The organism is Nocardioides sp. YJ-D4 (assembly GCF_054031495.1).
In genome coordinates this window covers 2,985,592-3,005,655 of record NZ_CM132932.1, presented here as the reverse complement: position 1 = coordinate 3,005,655, position 20,064 = coordinate 2,985,592, and the positions used below count along the sequence as shown (strand labels likewise).

Genomic DNA, 20,064 nt, shown 5'->3' with positions numbered 1-20,064 from the left:
CGCGGCTCTGCCGGCGTACCTAATGTGCTGAGCGTCACACACCAACCGGAGGTTTGCCATGCAGGTCGACGAACTACTCAAGCCCTTCCCCATCAAGGAGTTCCACCCGTTCCCTCGAGCCCTCATGGGCCCCGGCGCTCACGAGATGATCGGGCCCGAGGCTCTGAAGATGGGCTTCCGCAAGACCCTCGTGATGACGTCAGGCCTGCGCGGCACGGACATCGTCACCAAGATCGTCGAGTCGATGAAGTACCACGGCCTCGAGGTCGTCGTGTACGACAAGGTCGAGTCCAACCCCAAGGACTACAACGTCATGGACTCGGTGAAGCTCTACCAGGAGAACGAGTGCGACTCGTTCGTCTCCATCGGCGGCGGCTCGTCGCACGACGCCTGCAAGGGTGCGCGCATCTCGGTCGCCCACGACGGCCGTAACGTCAACGAGTTCGAGGGCTTCAACATGTCCGAGAACCCGAAGAACCCGCCGCACATCGCCGTCTCGACGACGGCCGGCACCGGGTCCGAGACGTCCTGGGCGTACGTCATCACCGACACCACCACCGACCCGGACAACCCGCACAAGTACGTCGCCTTCGACGACGCCTCGGTGGCCAGCCTGGCGATCGACGACCCGGTGCTCTACTTCGACTGCCCGGTCGACTACACCGCGCAGTGCGGTTTCGACGTCCTGGCCCACGCCAGCGAGCCGTACGTCTCCCGGATCAACTTCCAGCCCTCGCTCGGCAACGCGCTGCACGCGATCAAGCTGACCTCGGAGAACCTGCGGCAGGCCGTCTGGAACGGCCAGGACCTCGGCGGCCGCGAGGGGATGATGTACGCCCAGTACATCGCCGCTCAGGCCTTCAACTCCGGCGGCCTCGGCATCATCCACTCGATCAGCCACGCGATCAGCGCGTTCTACGACACCCACCACGGCCTCAACAACGCGATCGCGCTGCCGCGGGTGTGGGCGTTCAACATGCCCACGCACTACAAGCGGTTCGCCGACATCGCCCGCGCGATGGGCGTCGACACCCACGGGATGACCGACGTGCAGGCCGCCGACGCGGCACTCGCCGCGGCCATCCGGCTGCTGCGCGACGTCGGCATCACCGAGCGGTTCGTCGACGTCAAGCAGGACACGTACTCGAAGAACCGGCTCGGCCAGGGGCCGACCGCGTACTACGAGAACGCCAAGGAGATCGTCGGCGACGACACGGACGTCGACCGGATCACCAACCACGTCCTGGGTGACGCCTGCACGCCGGGCAACGCCAAGGAGTGCACGTTCGAGACCGTACGTCCGGTGGTCGACCACTGCCTCAACGGCGACCTGGACGACCTGCTCGGCTGATCGGCCCGCCTGATCCCGCGAGCGTGGTGGGTCCGGCCCGCTGAGACCACCGGCCGGACCCGCCACCTCGCCCCATCCACCACCTCGAGGAGTGCACGTGTCGACCACCACCGAACCGATCCAGGGCTTCACCGACGTCGAGAACACCCGCGCCCAGCTGGCGACGTGCGGCTACCTCGCCGACGACCGGCTCGCCACCACGGTCTTCCTGCAGACCCGGCTGGAGAAGCCGGTCCTGCTCGAGGGCCCGGCCGGCGTCGGCAAGACCCAGCTGGCCGAGAGCCTGGCCGCCGCGACCGGCCGGCGCCTGATCCGGCTGCAGTGCTACGAGGGCCAGGACGAGACCAAGGCGCTCTACGAGTGGGACTACGGCAAGCAGCTGCTCTACACCCAGATCCTGCGCGAGAAGATCGGCCAGGTCGTCGAGGACGCCGCCGACCTCAACGAGGCCGTCGAGCGGATCGCCAAGCAGGACTCGGTCTTCTTCTCCCAGCGGTTCCTGGCCGCGCGCCCGCTGCTCGAGGCGATCGACTCCGACACCCCGGTGGTGCTCCTCATCGACGAGGTCGACCGGGCCGACGAGGCCCTCGAGGCGGTGCTGCTCGAGCTGCTCGCGGAGTTCCAGATCTCCATCCCCGAGATCGGCACCGTGACCGCCAGGACGATGCCGTACGTCGTCCTGACCTCGAACAACACCCGCGACCTCTCCGCCGCGCTCAAGCGCCGCTGCCTGCATCTCTTCCTCGACTACCCCGACGCGGCCCGTGAGCTGGAGATCATCCGGTCCAAGGAGACCGGGCTCGCCGACTCGCTCGCCGCGCGCCTCGTCGACATCGTCCGGGGCATCCGCGAGCTGGAGCTGCGCAAGGCGCCCAGCATCTCCGAGACCGTCGACTGGGCCCGGACGCTGGCGGTGCTCGGCGTCGAGGAGCTCACCGCCGATGTGCTCTCGACGACCCTCAACGTGGTCGTGAAGTACGAGCGCGACCTCAAGCGGGTGATGGAGGCGCTGCCGCGGCTGGTCGACCCGAACGCCGCGGTCCCCGACCACCTGCACGGCCACGGCCACGGGCATGGCCATGGTCACGGGCACTCCCACGCCCCGGCCGACGGCCCGAGCGATGACGACGTCGACGGCCGCGCCGAGCGGAAGGCGAAGGACCAGCCCGGCCGGCACAACGCCGGCTACTACGGCGGAGCCGGCGGCGCCGGGCCGCGTACGGCACCTTCGGTGTCCACCAGCCAGGGCAGCCGGGCGTTCCCGTCGGCCCGCAAGCGCCCGGTCTGAGCCGGGATCGGGGCCCGACATGGAGACCGCACTCCACCGCTTCATCCGGCTGCTCCGGCTCTACGGCGTGCGCGTGAGCACCGCCGAGGTGATCGACGCGATGCACGCGGTCGCCCAGCCCGGGGTGCTCGAGCAGCGCCACCTGCTCCACGCCGCGCTGACCGCGAGCCTGGTCAAGGACCGTCGCGACCTGGACACCTTCGATCTGGTCTTCGACCGGTTCTTCGGGCTGCGCCCGGTCGTCGAGGACGCGGACGAGCACGGGCACAGCCACGACGACCTCTCCGACGACGGCGATCTCACCGACTTCACGCTCTCCGAGGAGCCGGGCGAGGTGCCCGAGGACGGGCACAGCCACGGCAAGCCGGACGACATCAAGGAGTACTTCAAGCCCGAGGACATGGCGCAGCGCTACAACCTTCACCAGGAGGCGAACAAGATCGACATCGCCGCGCTCACCGACGAGATCGTCCTCTCCAACGACCCCAAGTCGAGCCCCGGGGAGGCAGCGCGGGTCCAGCTCTCGACCAGCCGGATGCACAACCCGGGCAACCCGGGCGAGCTGATCCGGGACGGCGGGATGCAGCTCGACACCGAGCTGTCAGTGCAGGAGGAAATCGCCCTGCTGAGCTGGCTCGAGGAGCGCGAACCCGACAGCGGCATCGACGACGACGATGTCCTGGCGGAGCTCCGCAAGGCGCTCTCCCCGTGGCTGGCCTCGCTGCCCGAGCGGATCCGCGACCACCTCGAGCGGCTGATGAGCATGGAGCGGGAGATCGAGTCGCGGGAGATCCAGGCGGCGCAGGCCGAGACCGTGGCCGAGCACGACCGGGCCGCACTGGAGGAGTCGCTGCGGAGGCTGCTCAGGAAGCTCCACGGAGCGCCCCGCCCGCGGCGTACGGTCGCCGCCCGTGGCATCGTCGACGGCCGGCGGACGATGCGCACCAACATGAAGTACGACGGGGTGCCGTTCCGCCCGGTCACCGTCGCCAAGGCGCACGACCGGCCACGGCTGCTCGTCCTCTGCGACGTCTCCCTGTCCGTACGCTCCACCGCCCGCTTCACGCTGCACCTGCTGCACAGCCTGCAGTCGGTGGCCACCTCCGTCCGGTCGTTCGCGTTCGTGAAGGACCTGGTCGAGATCACCGACCTGTTCGCCGAGCACCGGATCGAGGACGCGCTGTCCCTGGTGCTGGCGGGCCTGCCTGCCGGCGGGGTGCTCGACGTGGACGCGGACTCGAACTACGGCGCCTCGTTCGAGCAGTTCCTCGAGCAGTTCGGCTCGGCCGTGAACCGGCGGACCACGCTGGTGATCCTCGGCGACGGCCGCGGCAACGGCAAGGATCCGGGCTTCGCCGCCTTCGAGGAGCTCACCCGGCGCGCCCGGTCGACGATCTGGCTCACCCCCGAGCCGCGCTACTCCTGGGCGCTCGGGGGCTGTGACCTGCCGGAGTACGCCGAGTGGTGCGACAAGGTCCAGGTCGTCCGCAATCTGCGCGGCCTCGACAACGTCACTCAGACGATGTCGGTCGGCCGATGACCACGCCGCCCGGCGAGCTGGACGTGATCGACGCGCTGCGACCCGGCCCCGAGGCCGGGGCGTACCGCGACGAGCTCGTCAGCGTCCGGGCCTGGCAGGGGCCGCGCCCGCGGCGTCATCTCGGGACGATCCGCACCCGCCACTTCGACGTGCACCGTGAGGGCCACCAGGTCCATCTGATCCACTGCCTGCGTACGGACCAGATCGACGACGACCTCTCGGGTCTGCTGGCCGAGGAGCTGTTTCAGCCCGGTTGGCTGCGCGGTCCCGACCTCTTCGAGCGGCTCTTCACCGGGGTCGTGGTCAGCAGCGCTCAGAATCCGGAGCAGGCGTGGGCGGCGTTCTACCGCAACACGCTGCGCCGCGTGGAGCAGGCGCTGCACCGGCCCGGTCCCGCCGCCCCGGCTCACGGAACCGTCGCCGAGTACGCCCCCGTCTACCGCTTCGTCGAGCAGCAGCTGGCGCCCGGCTCGGTCCTCGAGGTCGGCTGCTGCTTCGGGTTCCTCTCGCTGCGGCTGGCCTCCGCGGGACGGGACGTGACCGCCTCCGACCTCTCGGCCGGCACCGTGACGCTGCTCAGCGCCGCGGCGGCCGGGCTGGGAGTGCCGCTGGCGACGCGAGCCGCCGACGCCACCCGGCTGCCGTGGTCGGACCGGGCCGCCGACAACGTGCTGCTGATCCACCTCCTCGAGCACATCGAGCCGGGTCTCGGCGACCGGGCGGTCGCGGAGGCGATCCGGGTGGCGCGACGCCGGGTGGTGATCGCCGTACCCCTCGAGGACGAGCCCGACGAGACCTGGGGCCACGTTCGGACCGTGTCGCTGGACGACCTCGCCACCTGGGGTGCGGCCTCGGGACACCCGCACCGGGTCGTCGAACACCACGGTGGCTGGCTCGTCATCGACACCGACCGCTGATCGCCTCTCCGGTGGCGACCTGTCCGTCGGCGACGCGGACGAGCCGTCGTCCTCACGGCGCCGCGTCAGGCCTGGTCAGGGCCCGGTCCGACCTGTCCGTCGGCCGCACGCAACCGCGCCGGAGGGCTACCCGCGGGCAGGTGCGCTACCGCCCGCTCGGCGGGTCCGTTGGTGTGTCGTACGTCACTACTTTGTGAGAACCGTGGCCCAGCCGGACGACGGTTGAACCCTTGGAGGAACCGATGACGAACACATCCATCGACGCAGTAGAGACCATCCCAGGCACCGCACCGACGACGTGGGGCGACCCGTTCCCGCTCGGACTGGCCAGCTTCGGGATCTCGGCGCTCGTCCTGGCCACCGTGATGTCGGGGATCGTGGACGCGGCCGCCCTGCCCGCTGTCCTGCCCCTCGCGCTGGCCCTGGGCTTCGCGACCGAGCTCGTGGCCGGCCTGGTCCACTTCCGGCGGGGCGAGACGTTCCCGGCCCTGGTGTTCACCGCGTACGCCGGGTTCTGGCTCTCCTACGCCCTGCTCGTGCAGTTCTACGGCCCGATGGTGACCGCGGGCGGGGCCGCGATCACCGGGATGTTCCTGCTGGCCTGGGCGGTGTTCACGACCTACATGCTGCTCGCCGCGCTCCGCACCAACACCACCACGATCGTGATCTTCGTGCTCCTGGCCGGGGTCTTCTACCTGGCGGCCTTCGGGTCGTTCCTCGGCAGCGCCGCTCTCGGCCGGACGGCCGGCTACGTGCTGATCCTGGACGCCCTGGTGGCGCTCTACGCCTCCGCCGCGATCATCGTGAACACGACCTGGGACCGCACCGTCCTGCCGGTGCCGTGACGTCTCCGGCCGCCGGGTCAGAGGAGGCCGAGCTTGGACGCCTCGTACACCGCCTCGGCCCGGCGGCTGACGCCCAGCTTCCGCAGGATGTTGCCCACGTGGAACTTGGCGGTGGTGTCGGAGATGTAGAGCCGGTGGCCGATGGCACGGTTCGACAACCCGTGCGCGAGCAGCTCCAGCACCTCCAGCTCGCGGGCGGTGAGCTCGGAGTCGTCGCTGGTCACCGGCATGTTCACGCCACGGATCATCGCCGCCGCGGAGCGCGCGTCGAAGGCGCTCCCGCCGCTCGCGACGTCCCGGATGGCGCGGACCAGCCCGGTGGTGTCGACGTCCTTGACGACATAGCCGCGGGCGCCGGCGCGGATCGCCTGCATCACCAGCTGCTCGTCGAGGAACGTCGTCAGCACGAGGATCAGCGCCTCCGGGTGCCGCTGGGTCAGCGCGGCGCAGAGCTCGAGGCCCTCGGCGTCCGAGGACGAGGAGAGCTTCAGGTCGAGGAGCACGATGTCCGGGCGAGCGCTGTTGACCCGGGCCAGCGCCTCGGCCGCCGTCGCCGCCTCCGCGACGACCCGGAGACCGGGCTCGCGCTCGAGGATCGAGCGCAGACCCTGGCGGACGATCGCGTGATCATCGACCAGCAGTACGTCGATGCCTGCCGTGGCCCCGGTCTGGGCTCCGGTCTGGGCCGCGGCCTGGGCCGGTGCCGCCAGGGGTGGGCTGAGCGTGTTCATGGGTTCCTCCTCGAAGCAGCTACTGCGGGTCCTCGATGAGCCCGCAGATCGTTCCTCGGCCGCGGTCCACGACCGGCAGCGGCACCCGGAGCTCCACTCGTACGCCGCCGAGGTGCGAGCGCCGGAACGCGACGGTGCCGCCGAGCTCGCTGATCCGGGTTTCGATGTTGGCCAGGCCACGGTGCCTGCCGTCGATCGAGGCGCCGCGCTCGAGCCGCAGCTTCCGGGCGAGCAGGCCAGGATCCCCACGGCCGTCGTCGGCGACCCCGACGTAGAGCTCGTGCTTGCGGTAGCGGAGCCGCAGCACCGCCTGGCTGGCCTCGGCGTGGATCGCCACGTTGAAGAGCGCCTCGCCGACCGCGCGGGCGATGTCGTGCTTGGCCTCCGCGGGCATCGGGCACACCTCGCCCTCCACCCGCACCGACACGTCCAGGTGGGGACGGTGGTGCTCGGCGACCTCGTGCAGCAGCTCGGGAAGGGAAGACACCGTGTCGCGATGCGGCTGGTGCAGGGCGTAGATCGCCCGGCGGAGCTGTTCGACGGCGTCCTGGGTGAGCTGTTTGGCGGTGCCGAGGAGCTCGGTGATCCGCTCGCCGGCCGGTCCCAGCTCCTCCGTCTCGCCCCGGGCGATCTCGACCGACATCCCCGCCGAGAGCACGAACTGGGTGACGCTGTCGTGGAGCTCCCGCGCGATGCGGTGGCGCTCGTGGTCGACCAGCTCGCGCTGGCGTGCCACCAGCAGCCGCTCCTCGGCCTGACGCAGCTCACGGGTGCGCTGCTCGAGGTCCCGCTCCCGGGCACCGACCTCGTCGTAGAGCCGCTGGGCGCGGCGGTGCTGGGCGAGCCCGGCCTGGTACTGCTCGGAGGTGTGCAGCGCCACCGCGGCCTCGTTGGCCAGGATCCGCAGCACCGACAGGTCCCCGGGCTCCGGGTCGTCGGCGAGCCCGTGGAGACCGACCAGGCTGCCGATCATGACGCTCTCCAGCGTCATCGGCACCCGCACCCAGCGAGCCGGCCCGGGCGCCCCGGTCGCATGTCCGGCCCGGATCGCGCCGAGCTCGCGACGTACGACTCCGGGGAGCTCCTCCTCGTCGCCGACCACCCGGCCGTCGTGGTCGACGACGATGAATCTCGGCCGGGCTCCCGTCAGGTGGCCGTCGGCCAGCGCCAGGATCGTCCACTCCGCGGCGAGGTGCACCGCGGCCGCCCGGGCCACCTCCTCCAGGAGCGCCCGGGGACCCTCGACCGTGCGAACCAGCGCACGCGAGATCGAGTCCATGGCACGTACGGCCTGCTGCATGCGCTCGTCGGAGCGCAGGAAGGCGCGGTAGTAGGAGCGCTTGCCGGAACGTACGCCGGTCAGTGCTGCCAGGTCGGGAGCGCTCACTGGATCGCCCTCACAGGGCTTCTCGGAAGAGCGCGTGGATCTCGGCGCGGCTCGCCGGGCGGGGGTTCGTCGTCAGGCAGGCGTCGTCGAGGGTGGTCACCGACAGGGTGTCGAGATCGGTGTCGGTCACCCCGAGGTCTCTCAGGCCCCGGGGCACGCCGACGTCGTCGGCCAGGCGCCGCACGTGGTCGGCGAGCATCTCGGCCGCGACGTACCCCGGGACACCGTCGACCGGCAGTCCGGCGGCCCGGGCGAGGCCGACGAACCGCTCGGGGACCGAGCGTGCGTTGTAGCGGATCACGTGCGGGAGCAGGACCCCGTTGACCACACCGTGCGGAGCGTCGAGCAGCCCGCCGACCTGGTGGCTCATCGCGTGGGTCGCGCCGAGGATCGCGTTGGTGAAGGCCAGGCCCGCCTGCAGGCTCGCCTGCGCCATCATCGCGCGATGCTCCATCGAGGTCGGGTCGGTGACGGTCGAGCGCAGGTGCCGGCAGACGAGCGCGACCGAGCTCATCGCGTGCCCGTCGGCCAGCGGGTTGTGCGCCAGCGAGACGTACGACTCGATGCCATGGGTCAGTGCGTCCAGGCCGGTCGCGGCGTTGAGCGCCTCCGGCATCGTGGTCAGCAGGCGGGGGTCGGTGATCGAGACGTCGGGCACCAGGGCGCGACCCATGATCGTGATCTTCACCCGGCGGTCGGTGTCGGTGACGATGCAGAACTGGGAGACGTCGGCGCCGGTCCCCGAGGTGCTCGGGATCATCAGCATCGGCGGGATCGGCCGGGCGATCTGGTCGATCCCGGCGTAGTCGAGGATGTCGCCGCCGTTGCCCGAGAGCACCGCGACGCCCTTGGCGGCATCCATGCAGGAGCCGCCGCCGATGGCCACGATGACGTCGGCCTCGGCCTCGACGTACCTCTCGTAGGCGCGGCGTACCTCATGGTCCTTGGGGTTCGGCGTGACCTCGGTCCACAGCACCGGGACGAGCCCTTCGGCCCGGAGCAGCCGGAGCAGCTCGTCGACCCAGCCGGCCTCGACGATGCCGGGATCGCTGACGACGAACGGTCGTCGGGCCCCGAGCCGGGCAGCGGCGTAGCCCGCTTCCTCGAGCGAGTTGTGCCCGAAGACCACCTCGGGAGCCTGGAACTTCACCACCTGGTCGAGCGGGGCAGCGGCCGGCGGGACCTGCTCCTGCCGAGGAGCCACCTCCCAGCTGCGTGCCATCACCGCCGTCGTCGGCGCCATTCCAGCGGTCATCTCAGAGACCGACCTCGCGGTCCAGGCGGGCGATCTGACCGTCGGCGAGGGCCAGCAACGGCGAGCCGGAGGGCAGCAGGGTCCGGAGCCGGAGCCACATCTCGTAGTCGTCGGCGCCCCACGCCGACCGGGTCCACGTCGAGACCAGGTCGGGCTGGCCCGACTGCAGCACCGCCGCGCGCAGCTGCTGTGCCAGCGTCTCGCGGAGCCGGACGACGCCCGGCGCGACCGAACGCGGCAGGATCGGGCCGCGATAGCAGCGGAGCGCGCCGGCGACGTCGCCCACCGCGAGCCGTGCCTCGACGCCCAGCCAGTCCCCGGTCACCTCGGTCGTGAGCCGGTAGGGCCGCGAGGCGAGGAACTCCTCCCCGAGCAGGTTGCGCAGCCGGTTCAGCTCGGCGCGGAGCGTCGAGGAGCCGCCGTCGTCCTCGTACAGGAGGACCGCGAGCTCGTCGCCCGAGAGGCCGCGCGGGGCGCTGGCGAGGAGCAGGAAGATCTCGCTGTGGCGTGGGGAGAGCCGCAGCTGCGCGCGATGTCCGCGGCCGTCGTCGATCGACAGCAGCAGGTCCTGGCGGCCCAGGGTCTCCACGGCGATGCGCGCCCAGCCCGGCCGGGTCTCGGGCGGCCTCGGCAGCAGCTGCTCGCGGGCGAGCTCGGACTCCGCGAGCCTCGCGGCGGCGCGCACCATCGCCATCGTCTGGGGTACGACGATGGAGTCGCCGCCGGTGATGTCGAGGACGCCGAGCAGGCGCGAGTCGCCCGGGTCGTGGATCGGGGTGGCGGCGCAGCTCCACTGCTGCACCGAGCGCCGGAAGTGCTCGGCGGCGACGACGCTGGTCGGCCGGTCGAGCCGGAGCGCGAGCCCGGGCGCGTTCGTGCCGGCCAGGCGTTCGTCCCAGTTGCTCCCCTCGACGAAGCCGATCCGCTCCGCGCGGCGGAGCGCCGTCGGGGCACCGCACACCCAGAGCAGCTGACCGGCCTCGTCCGAGACGGCCATGATCGCGTCGCAGTCGCGCGCCGCCTGCCCGAGCACGTCGTCGAGGAGCGGAAACACGCGGGCCAGCGGATGGGCCGCGCGGATGTCCCGGAGCTGGTCCTCGGGCAGGGTGATCGGCGCGGACGTGTCGTCCGCGGTCACCCCGGCGGCAGCGGATCGGTGCCACGAGTCCGCCACGGCTGCACGCATGGAGGGGCTCTGCTTCGTGTCGTTCATCCGGACCTCCTCAAGTGATGAGGGTCACATTTGAAGGTTGCATTCACGTTGCATCGGTCGCGCAACGTTGCTGCAACCTCAGCGTTCCTAGCGTCTGTGACCACGATCACGCCCCAATGCCTGACTTTGCCTGAGGAGAATTCCCGATGACCGTATACACAGCTCCCGGCCAGCCCGACTCGCTGGTCACCGTCCAAGGCCGCTACGGCCACTACATCGGTGGTGCCTGGGTCGACCCGGTCAAGGGTGCCTACTTCGAGAACATCTCGCCCGTGAACGGCAAGCCCTTCACCGAGATCGCCCGGGGCACGGCCGAGGACATCGAGGCCGCCCTGGACGCCGCACACGCTGCCGCTCCGTCGTGGGGGAAGACCTCGACGACGGAGCGGGCCAACATCCTGCTCAAGATCGCCGACGTGATGGAGGAGAACCTCACCGCGATCGCCGTCGCCGAGACCTGGGAGAACGGCAAGCCGGTCCGCGAGACGCTGGCCGCCGACATCCCGCTCGCCATCGACCACTTCCGCTACTTCGCCGGTGTGCTGCGCGCCCAGGAGGGCACCATCGGCGAGATCGACGAGAACACCGTGGCGTACCACTTCCACGAGCCGCTGGGCGTCGTCGGCCAGATCATCCCGTGGAACTTCCCGATCCTGATGGCGGTCTGGAAGCTCGCCCCGGCGCTCGCCGCGGGCAACTGCGTCGTCCTGAAGCCGGCCGAGCAGACCCCCTGGTCGATCCTCAAGCTCGTCGAGCTGGTCGGCGACCTGCTGCCCGTCGGAGTGCTCAACGTCGTCAACGGCTTCGGCGTCGAGGCCGGCAAGCCGCTGGCCTCCTCGCCGCGCGTCGCCAAGGTCGCCTTCACCGGCGAGACCACCACCGGCCGCCTGATCATGCAGTACGCCAGCCAGAACATCATCCCGGTGACCCTGGAGCTCGGCGGCAAGAGCCCGAACATCTTCTTCGACTCCGTCGCCGCGGAGAAGGACGCCTTCTACGACAAGGCGCTCGAGGGCTTCACGATGTTCGCCCTCAACCAGGGCGAGGTCTGCACCTGCCCGTCGCGTGCGCTCGTCCAGCGCTCGATCTACTCCGACTTCGTCGGCGACGCCATCGCCCGGGTCGAGAAGATCAAGCAGGGCAACCCGCTCGACGACACCACGATGATCGGCGCCCAGGCCAGCAACGACCAGCTCGAGAAGATCCTGTCCTACATCGAGATCGGCAAGGACGAGGGCGCCAAGGTCCTCACCGGTGGCGAGCGGACCATCCTCGAGGGCGACCTCGCCGAGGGCTACTACGTACAGCCGACCGTCTTCGAGGGTGACAACTCGATGCGGATCTTCCAGGAGGAGATCTTCGGCCCGGTCGTATCGCTGACCGGCTTCGACGACGAGGCCGACGCGCTCAAGGTCGCCAACGACACCCTGTACGGCCTCGGCGCCGGCGTCTGGTCGCGTGACGGGTCGCAGGCGTTCCGGGCCGGCAAGGAGATCAAGGCCGGCCGGGTCTGGACGAACTGCTACCACGCCTACCCGGCCCACGCGGCCTTCGGCGGCTACAAGCAGTCCGGCATCGGTCGCGAGACCCACAAGATGATGCTGGACCACTACCAGCAGACCAAGAACCTGCTCGTCAGCTACAGCCCCGACGCCCTCGGGTTCTTCTGATGAGCGCGACCCACGCCTCCTCCCTTCCGGCGCGGGTCGCCGTGACCGACGGGGCGGCGGACCTTCTCCGCCGCCTCGTCGGTATCCACGGGCCGGTCATGTTCCACCAGTCCGGTGGATGCTGCGACGGCTCCGCCCCGATGTGCTACCCGAGCGGCGACTTCATGCTCGGCGACGCCGACATCCACCTGGGCGACCTGGACATCGGTCTCGACTCTCAGGTGCCGGTCTGGATGTCGCGCTCGCAGTTCGAGTACTGGTCGCACACCCACCTCACCATCGACGTCGTCCCCGGACGCGGCGCCGGGTTCTCCCTGGAGGCGCCCGAGGGCGTGCGGTTCCTGATCCGGTCGCGACTGTTCACCGACGACGAGGCCGCCCTGCTCGGCTAGCGCCTCCCCTCCCGCCCTCCCGAGAAAGCACGACGCCATGACCGACCTGACCATCTCCAGCACACCGATCCGCTTCGATCCTCCGGCCGACCTGGCCGCCGCCGCCAATGTCACCGAGGAGGCGTACGCCCGGGCCGAGTCCGACGTCGAGGCGTTCTGGGCCGAGCAGGCCGAGCGGCTGACCTGGGCCGAGCCGTTCACCGAGGTGCTGGACTGGTCCGACGCACCCCACGCGCGGTGGTTCGCGGACGGGAAGCTCAACGCGGCGTACAACTGCATCGACCGGCACGTCGAGTCCGGTCGCGGCGACAAGGTCGCCTTCCACTTCGTCGGCGAGCCCGGTGACACCCGAGACATCACCTACGCCGACCTCAAGGACGAGGTGTCCCGAGCCGCCAACGCGCTGACCGACCTCGGCGTGGTCAGTGGCGACCTGGTCGCGATCTACCTGCCGATGATCCCCGAGGCCATCGTGGCGATGCTGGCCTGTGCCCGCATCGGGGCCACCCACACCGTGGTCTTCGGCGGGTTCTCGGCCGAGGCCCTCGCCTCGCGGATCGAGGACTGCCGGGCCAAGCTGGTGATCACCTCCGACGGCGGCTACCGTCGCGGGGCTCCGTCGGCGCTGAAGCCGGCCGTCGATGCCGCCTTGGCGCGGCTGGGCGGCCAGAGCCCGGTCGAGCACGTCCTCGTCGTGCGCCGCACCGGGGAGTACGTGCCGTTCGACGACGCCACCGACCTGTGGTGGCACGACGTCGTCGACAGCGCTTCGCCCGAGCACACGCCGGAGGCGTTCGACGCGGAGCACCCGCTGTACGTCATGTACTCCTCGGGCACGACCGGGAAGCCCAAGGGCATCCTGCACACCACGGGTGGCTACCTGACCGGCGCGGCCTACACGCACCACGCCGTGTTCGACCTCAAGCCGGACACGGACGTCTACTGGTGCACCGCCGACATCGGCTGGGTCACCGGCCACAGCTACATCGTCTACGGGCCGCTCGCCAACGGCGTCACCCAGGTGCTCTACGAGGGCACTCCGGACAGTCCGCACCGGGGTCGCTGGTGGGAGATCATCGAGCGGTACGGCGTGACCCTCTTCTACACCGCCCCGACGGCGGTCCGGACGTTCATGAAGTGGGGACGTGAGATCCCGGACAGGTACGACCTCACCTCGCTGCGGCTTCTCGGATCGGTCGGCGAGCCGATCAACCCCGAGGCGTACCTCTGGTACCGCACGGTCATCGGCGGCGACCGCTGCCCCGTCGTCGACACCTGGTGGCAGACCGAGACCGGTCAGATGATGATCAGCCCCCTCCCAGGCGTCACCGCCGGCAAGCCCGGCTCGGCGATGCGGCCGCTGCCCGGTATCGGCGCCGACGTGGTCGACGAGGAGGGTCGCTCGGTGCCGAACGGGTCGAGCGGCTACCTGGTTCTGACCAAGCCGTGGCCCGCCATGCTGCGCACGCTGTGGCAGGACGACGACCGCTTCGTCGAGACGTACTGGACTCGCTTCGCCGACCTCGGCTACTACTTCGCCGGCGACGGGGCCAAGAAGGACGAGGACGGCGACATCTGGATCCTGGGCCGCGTCGACGACGTGATGAACGTGTCCGGCCACCGTCTCTCGACGAGCGAGATCGAGTCCGCCCTGGTCTCCCACCCGCGGATCGCCGAAGCAGCCGTCGTCGGCGCCGCCGACGAGACCACCGGCCAGGCCGTCGTCGCCTACGTGATCCTGCGCTCCGGGGACGGCAACACCGGCGAGGCGCTGATCCAGGAGCTACGCAACCATGTGGCCCGAGAGATCGGGGCCATCGCCAAGCCGCGGCAGATCACGATCGTCCCGGAGCTGCCCAAGACGCGGTCCGGGAAGATCATGCGCCGCCTCCTGCGCGATGTCGCCGAGGGCCGAGACGTGGGCGACACCACCACGCTCAGCGATCCGAGCGTCATGGCTCTGATCGCAAACCGCGACGCCGACGTCGTCGAAGCCGCGGAGGGATGAGATGGCCGCGCCCGCCACAGGCGTCGACCCCAGGACGATCGGGCACAGCTGGATCGTCGTGGCCAGGCACCGCCAGCCGGCGGGGACCAGGGATCCAGGCCCGTGGGGCGAGGCGCACCTCAAGCGGATCGGCACGTCCGTGACCCTCTGCGGTGTGCCGACCCAGGGGTGGCACGCGTTCTGGCACCTGCGCTCCGAGGACATCCGCCGGTGGTGCGCCTCCTGCTCGGTCGCAGCACGCCCGACCCGCACCGTGTCAGGCTCACTGAGCACCAAGTGACCCCACCGAGAAGAGGACGATCAATGAAGACCGTGATCCACACCTGTACGTGCCCCGGGGCGTTCCACGAGCTCGGACTGCACACTCGCGAGGGCGTGCTGCCAGGCCCGCGCTGGCTGCAGGTGCTGGCGCAGCTGCTGCGCTGAATGCGACCGAGGCACGTATCGTTCGGGTCCTGCCGGACCGACGACGGCTCAACGCACAGGCGTCACGGAACGCACCTCGGCCGTGAAGCTGCTGCCCGCGAGGGCGGAGAGCAGGTCGGTGGCGGCGACGTCTCCGGTGACGGTGATGCGGCCGGTGCCGCGGTCAGCGGTGAGGGTGGCGATCCCGGGGAGGTCCCGGAGCCGAGCCGTGGCCTCACGGACGCATTGAGGGCAGCGCATGCCCTCGACGTACAGCTGAATGGTCTGCATGGCGGTCTCCTGGTGCCGTCGTGGCCCCGGACGGATCCGGGGCCACGAAGAGGGGCGGACTGCTAGCGGCCGGCGGGAACCGACTCGGCGGCGGTCGCGGTGCGGACCGGCTTCCAGCCGATCCCGGTGACGACCGCACCGGCGAGGGCGATGCCGGCCGCGCCGAGGAAGCCGGCTGAGAAGCCGTCGGTCATGGCGGCCAGGTCGCCGACCTGGTCGGAGCCGTACGCGGAGGCGACGACGGTCATCGCCGCCAGCCCCAGCGCGGAGCCGACCTGGTAGCTGGTGTTGACGATCCCGGCGGCGAGACCGCCCTCCTCGGGTGCGGCCGCGCCGAGCGCCGTGCTCAGCGACGGGATGAACGCCAGCGCCATGCCCGCCGCGGTGACCAGCGTGGCCGGGAGCACGTCGACGGCGAAGCTGCCGTCGGCGTCGATCCGGGAGAGCCAGACCAGGCCGATTCCGAGGGCGACGAGGCCGCCGACGGTCATCGCCTTGGGTCCGTACGCGGCGGTCAGTCGCGGGGCGATGGCGACCATGCCGAGCATGATCGTCACCGTCATGGGCAGCAGGGCGGCGCCGGACTCGAAGGCACCGAGCCCGAGAACCTGCTGGAGGTAGAGGTTGATGAAGAAGAACATCGGGATCCAGGCCGCGCCGAGCAGGAGCTGGGCGATGTTGGCGGCGGCCAGGTTCGGCGCCCGGAAGATCCCCAGGCGCATCAGCGGTGCCGCCGAGCCGGCCTGCAGGGCCACGAAGGCGGCGAGCAGGGCGATGCCGACGAGACCGGCGATGAGCGTGCTGGGCGACCCCCAACCCTGCTCAGGGATGCGTACGACGGCGAACACCACCGCGGCGAGGCCCAGGGTGACGGTGAGCGCGCCGAGAACGTCGATGCGGCCGCGCTGCGCCCGGCCCGCCGGCATCACGGCGGGCGTCAGGAGGAGTACGCCGACGGCGATCGGCACGTTGATGAAGAAGACCCACGGCCAGGACAGGTACTCGGTGAGCACGCCACCGAGGAACACGCCGGCCGTGCCGCCGGCCGGGGCGGCCGCGCCGTAGAGCGCGAGCGCCTTCGTCAGCTCCTTCGGGTTCGCCCCGAACGTCATGAACAGGAGCGTCAGTGCCGACGGTGCGATGAGTGCGGATCCGGCGCCCTGGACGGCGCGACCGACGATCTCGACCGCGACGCCGTCAGCCAGTCCGGCGACGAGGGAGCCGACTCCGAGGACCAGCCACCCGATGGCGAAGATCCGTCGGGCGCCGAGCAGGTCGGAGAGCCGGCCGCCCAGCAGGAGGAGGCCACCGAAGGCCACCACATAGGCGTTGAACACCCAGCTGAGGTCCTGCGGGGCGAATCCGAGGTCGCGCTGTATCTCAGGGAGTGCGACTCCGATGATGGAGGTGTCCATGATGACCATGAACTGGGCGGCGGCGATGAGGCCGAGCGCGAGCCAGCGGCGGCTGTTGGCACCCGCCGCCGGGGATGCTGTGGAAGACATGGTTCTCTCTTTTCGTCAGGGCGGCCGTCCGGCCGCGTGAAAGAGAACCTGTCCCGGGTCACTGTCCCTGGACTGTCCGGCCGCCGTCTGTGCGGCCGCCGGCCAGCCGAGCCAGCGCCTCCTCCGCCCTGGCGGCGACGGCGGTCTCGCCGGCGGCGAGGCCGAGCGCGCGGGCCTCGTCGTAGCGCTCCGCCGCCGCCTCCGGCTCGGAGACCTGCTCGTGGCACCGGGCCAGGGCCAGCGTGGCCTTCGCCGTCATCGCGGGCGTCTCCAGCGTCTCGAAGCCCTGGATGGCGCTCGACAACAGTGCGATGGCGCTCGACCAGTCCTGCTGGCGCTCGGCCAGCCGGCCCCGTCCGTACGCGGCGAGGACCGAACCGGCGCGGTCGCCGACGTGACGGGACGCGAGCTCGGCGCGACGGAAGGCGTCCCGGGCCGACTCCTCGTCCCCGAGCTCGAGGTGGGTGATCCCGAGGTCGGCGAGGGCCCACTGCACGGTGTTGTGGATGCCTGCGGACGCCGCGACGTCGATGGCCTGCTCGAGCGTCCGGGCCGACTCCCGCAGGCGTCCGAAGTGCCGCAGCCCGTAGCCGAGGTGGTAGAGGACGGCGCTCTGACCCCACGGGTCGTCGAGGTGACCGAACTCGGCCGCGGTGGCCCGTCCGAGGCGTATCGCAGCCGGCTCGTCCCTGGCCTTCAGCGCGGTCTCGAGCCGGACGAAGCCGGCGACGGCGAGACCCCAACGGTCCCCCTGCTCGCGGAACCACGTCTCGGCGTCGTCCAGGAGCGCGGCGGCCTCCGGGTCCGTACCGTTGACGCCTTCGACGGCGAGCAGCACCCGGGAGACCGCGGCGCCGTCGGCGTCCCCGTCAGCGAGGAAGATCGCGAGGCTCTCCCGGGCCGCCTCGGCGCAGCGCGGATGGGGGTGGACGACGCAGGCCCGGGGACGCTCGACCAGCGCCACCGCCTGGAGGGCAGCCGCCCGAGCCGCGGCCGAGCCGCGGTCCTGCTCGAGGAGCCGACGCAGGATCCGGCGGCCCTCGAGATGGCGGCCCTGATGCCAGAAGAGCCCCAGATGACCGGCCAGACGCAGCGCGGCGTCGATGTCGCCGGCCGGACCCTCCAGCCAGGCGATGGCCGAGCGTACGTTGGCCTGCTCGTCGACGAGGAGGTGCCTGGCCCGGGCGTCCCCCTGCCCGCGCATCGCCTGCGCCGACCGCTCGGCGACCTGGGCGAAGTAGTGCGCGTGCCGGGTGGCCAGAGCATCGTTCCGGCCGGTCTGTGCCAGCCGGTCGGCGGCGTACTCCCGCAGCGTCTCGAGCATGCGATAGCGGGTGACCGGCCCGCGCTCGGCGACGATCAGGGACTGCTCGACCAGCCTGCCGACGGCATGGATGATCTGGTTCGAGTCGGTCTCGTCGTCGGAGAGGATCTGCTCGGCAGCGGTGAGGGTCCAGCCGCCGTGGAACACGGCGAGCCCTTCGAAGACGCGCTTCTCGAGGTCGTCGAGCAGGTCGTAGCTCCAGTCCACGGTCGCGCGGAGCGTGCGTTGGCGGTCCTCCGCCGTCCGCGCTCCCGAGGTGAGGAGCGTGAACCGCTGGTCGAGCCGATCGGCGAGGTCGCTCGGGGACAGCGTGGCCGCCCGGGCCGCGGCCAGCTCGAGTGCCAGCGGCATGCCGTCGAGCGCGCGGGCGATGCGACCGAGCGGGGCGTACGCCTCCTGGTCGGCCTCGATCCCCGGCAGGACCGTCGCGATCCGGCGGATCAGCAGCTGTACGGAGGCGGTCGCCGCGATCGCCTCGGCGTCGTCGTCCTCGCGCGGCGTCGGGAGCGGCCCGACGAGGGTCTGCACCTCGCTCGGCAGGGCGAGGGGCTCGCGGCTGGTGGCGATGACGGTGAGCCGGGGACAGCGCGCCAGGAGCTGCTCGACCAGGGTCGCGACCGGGTCGACGAGATGCTCGCAGTTGTCGATGACGAGGAGCAGGTGCTTGTCGGCGAGGAAGTCGGCCAGCCGCTCCTGGAGATCGATCGCCGAGCCGTCCTGCGGCATCGCCACGGCCGCGGCGACGGCCGGCACGATGTGCTCCCGGCTGCGGATCGAGGCGAGCCGGACGAGGAAGGTGCCGTCCGGGAACCGGTCGGCGACCCGCTGCGCGGTCTGCAGGCCGAGCACGGTCTTCCCGGATCCGCCGGGGCCGACGAGGGTGGTGAGCCTGGATGTACCGACCCGCTCACTCAGCGACGTGAGCAGCTCCTCGCGCCCGACGAGCGGGGTCAGGTCGGTCGGCAGGTTGGAGAGGCCGGACCTGGGGCGGCGCGGACCGGTTGCGGGGGTCGACAGGGTGACCTCGCCGGAGGTGCCGAGCGACGGGTCCTGCCGGAGCACCCGCTCGTGGAGCGAGCGGAGTGACGCCGACGGTTCCAGGCCGAGGTCGGCGTCCAGCGTCGTCCGGGTGCGGGTGAACACCTCGAGCGCGTCGGCCTGCCGGCCGGCGCGGTAGAGCGCGACCATCAGCAGCCCGGCCATCGCCTCGTGCGTCGGGTCGGTACGCAGCAGCGGCTCGAGATCGGTGACGACCTCCGCATGCCGGCCCAGCGACAGCGCGATCTGAGCACGCTCGGCGTACGCCGTCCGGCGGAGGTCTTCGAGCCGTACGGACTCGGGCACCGCCCAGGGCTCGGTGGCGAAGTCGGCGAGCGCGTCACCGCGCCAGAGTCCGAGTGCCGCGTCGTAGGCGTCGAGGTCGGTCTCGGTCGGGCTTCCGCCGCCGGCGACCGACGCCCGGACCCGGCGGATCCGGCGCTCGAAGTCCTCGGCGTCGATCGTGACCGGGTCGACCGCGGCCCGGTACCCACCGCCGTCGCGCTGAACCAGGTCGAGGCCGGCGGTCTTGAACACCCGCCGCAGCTTGGAGACCCGGAGCTGGAGGGCGTTCAACGGGTCGGCGGGCAGCGACGAGTCGGCCCACAGCCGGTCGATCAGGGCGGAGGCGGGCACGATCCGGCCGCGCGCCAGGAGCAGTACCGCGAGCAGGGCCCGCTCCGCCGACCCGGGGACCTTGACGATCTCGCCGTCGACCGCGGTTTCGAAGGGGCCGAGCAGCCCGAACCGGATGTCACGCGAGGTCGGGGTCGGCAGCACATCGAGATCGTAGTCAGACCGGGCGCAGGCGCCGATCGGATATCTGTCCGGGCCCCGACAATCCCGGGACAGTCCGCGGACAGATCGGCCGAGCAACCTCTGGCACGTCATCGAGAGTCATCGA

Annotated in this window: 17 protein-coding genes; 10 read left to right on the top strand and 7 right to left on the bottom strand. The window is 71.1% G+C overall.

Features of this window, described 5'->3' with window-relative positions:
• Positions 1–58 precede the first annotated feature (58 nt).
• From mdo to ACW14X_RS14215, 5 genes are all read left to right on the top strand, one after another.
• The gene (gene mdo / locus ACW14X_RS14235) at positions 59–1,351 is read left to right on the top strand and encodes an NDMA-dependent methanol dehydrogenase (protein ID WP_160026054.1); all 1,293 of its coding nucleotides are present in this window, start codon (positions 59–61) and stop codon (positions 1,349–1,351) included.
• 97 nt (positions 1,352–1,448) lie between these two features.
• The gene (locus ACW14X_RS14230; RefSeq protein WP_457165998.1) at positions 1,449–2,639 is read left to right on the top strand and encodes an AAA family ATPase; all 1,191 of its coding nucleotides are present in this window, start codon (positions 1,449–1,451) and stop codon (positions 2,637–2,639) included.
• A gap of 19 nt (positions 2,640–2,658) precedes the next feature.
• On the top strand, positions 2,659–4,179 hold the full coding sequence (locus tag ACW14X_RS14225; RefSeq protein WP_457165997.1) for a VWA domain-containing protein: 1,521 nt from the start codon (positions 2,659–2,661) through the stop codon (positions 4,177–4,179).
• Positions 4,176–5,096: a mycofactocin oligosaccharide methyltransferase MftM gene (mftM, locus tag ACW14X_RS14220; RefSeq protein WP_457165996.1), complete on the top strand. Its 921-nt coding sequence runs from the start codon at positions 4,176–4,178 to the stop codon at positions 5,094–5,096. The genes ACW14X_RS14225 and mftM overlap by 4 nt, the downstream gene beginning before the upstream one ends.
• Before the next feature lie 242 nt (positions 5,097–5,338).
• Complete coding sequence (locus ACW14X_RS14215) at positions 5,339–5,941, top strand: acetate uptake transporter (protein WP_457165995.1); 603 nt, start codon at positions 5,339–5,341, stop codon at positions 5,939–5,941.
• A 17-nt stretch (positions 5,942–5,958) separates the two neighbouring features.
• On the opposite strand, the gene ACW14X_RS14210 is transcribed toward ACW14X_RS14215, so the two are convergent.
• Genes ACW14X_RS14210 through ACW14X_RS14195 form a run of 4 tightly spaced genes read right to left on the bottom strand, consistent with a single transcriptional unit; the run spans position 5,959 to position 10,527 of the window.
• Positions 5,959–6,672 (bottom strand): MadR family response regulator transcription factor, encoded by a 714-nt coding sequence (locus ACW14X_RS14210; protein ID WP_350717447.1) that lies wholly within the window; start codon positions 6,670–6,672, stop codon positions 5,959–5,961.
• Positions 6,673–6,691: 19 nt separating this feature from the next.
• Positions 6,692–8,059 carry a MadS family sensor histidine kinase gene (locus tag ACW14X_RS14205; protein WP_457165994.1) on the bottom strand — a complete coding sequence of 456 codons (1,368 nt, stop codon included), beginning with the start codon at positions 8,057–8,059 and terminating at the stop codon, positions 6,692–6,694.
• Between the two features lie 10 nt (positions 8,060–8,069).
• Positions 8,070–9,314 (bottom strand): iron-containing alcohol dehydrogenase, encoded by a 1,245-nt coding sequence (locus ACW14X_RS14200; protein ID WP_160026048.1) that lies wholly within the window; start codon positions 9,312–9,314, stop codon positions 8,070–8,072.
• Position 9,315: 1 nt separating this feature from the next.
• Positions 9,316–10,527: a GAF domain-containing protein gene (locus ACW14X_RS14195; protein WP_457165993.1), complete on the bottom strand. Its 1,212-nt coding sequence runs from the start codon at positions 10,525–10,527 to the stop codon at positions 9,316–9,318.
• Positions 10,528–10,673: 146 nt separating this feature from the next.
• Between ACW14X_RS14195 and exaC the strand changes: the two genes are divergently transcribed.
• From exaC to ACW14X_RS14170, 5 genes are read left to right on the top strand one after another with little or no spacing between them, the layout of a single operon-like run.
• Positions 10,674–12,197, top strand: a complete 1,524-nt coding sequence (gene exaC / locus ACW14X_RS14190) for an acetaldehyde dehydrogenase ExaC (RefSeq protein WP_457165992.1) — start codon at positions 10,674–10,676, stop codon at positions 12,195–12,197.
• Positions 12,197–12,589, top strand: a complete 393-nt coding sequence (locus tag ACW14X_RS14185; RefSeq protein WP_457165991.1) for a DUF779 domain-containing protein — start codon at positions 12,197–12,199, stop codon at positions 12,587–12,589. The genes exaC and ACW14X_RS14185 overlap by 1 nt, the downstream gene beginning before the upstream one ends.
• Positions 12,590–12,626: 37 nt before the next feature.
• Positions 12,627–14,597: an acetate--CoA ligase gene (gene acs, locus ACW14X_RS14180; protein ID WP_457165990.1), complete on the top strand. Its 1,971-nt coding sequence runs from the start codon at positions 12,627–12,629 to the stop codon at positions 14,595–14,597.
• 1 nt (position 14,598) lies between these two features.
• A complete protein-coding gene (locus tag ACW14X_RS14175) occupies positions 14,599–14,877 on the top strand; it encodes a hypothetical protein (protein ID WP_457165989.1) in 279 nt (92 codons plus the stop codon).
• Positions 14,878–14,900: 23 nt separating this feature from the next.
• Positions 14,901–15,023, top strand: coding sequence for a hypothetical protein (locus ACW14X_RS14170; RefSeq protein ID WP_457165988.1), 123 nt, complete (start codon positions 14,901–14,903; stop codon positions 15,021–15,023).
• A 48-nt stretch (positions 15,024–15,071) separates the two neighbouring features.
• Here ACW14X_RS14170 and ACW14X_RS14165 read toward each other — a convergent pair whose 3' ends face one another.
• From ACW14X_RS14165 to ACW14X_RS14155, 3 genes are all read right to left on the bottom strand, one after another.
• Positions 15,072–15,293, bottom strand: a complete 222-nt coding sequence (locus ACW14X_RS14165; protein ID WP_350837616.1) for a heavy-metal-associated domain-containing protein — start codon at positions 15,291–15,293, stop codon at positions 15,072–15,074.
• Between the two features lie 62 nt (positions 15,294–15,355).
• Entirely contained in the window at positions 15,356–16,798 is a 1,443-nt protein-coding gene (locus tag ACW14X_RS14160; protein WP_350837614.1) for an MFS transporter, read from the bottom strand.
• Positions 16,799–16,856: 58 nt separating this feature from the next.
• Positions 16,857–19,940: an ATP-binding protein gene (locus ACW14X_RS14155; RefSeq protein WP_457165987.1), complete on the bottom strand. Its 3,084-nt coding sequence runs from the start codon at positions 19,938–19,940 to the stop codon at positions 16,857–16,859.
• Between the last annotated feature and the right edge of the window lie 124 nt (positions 19,941–20,064).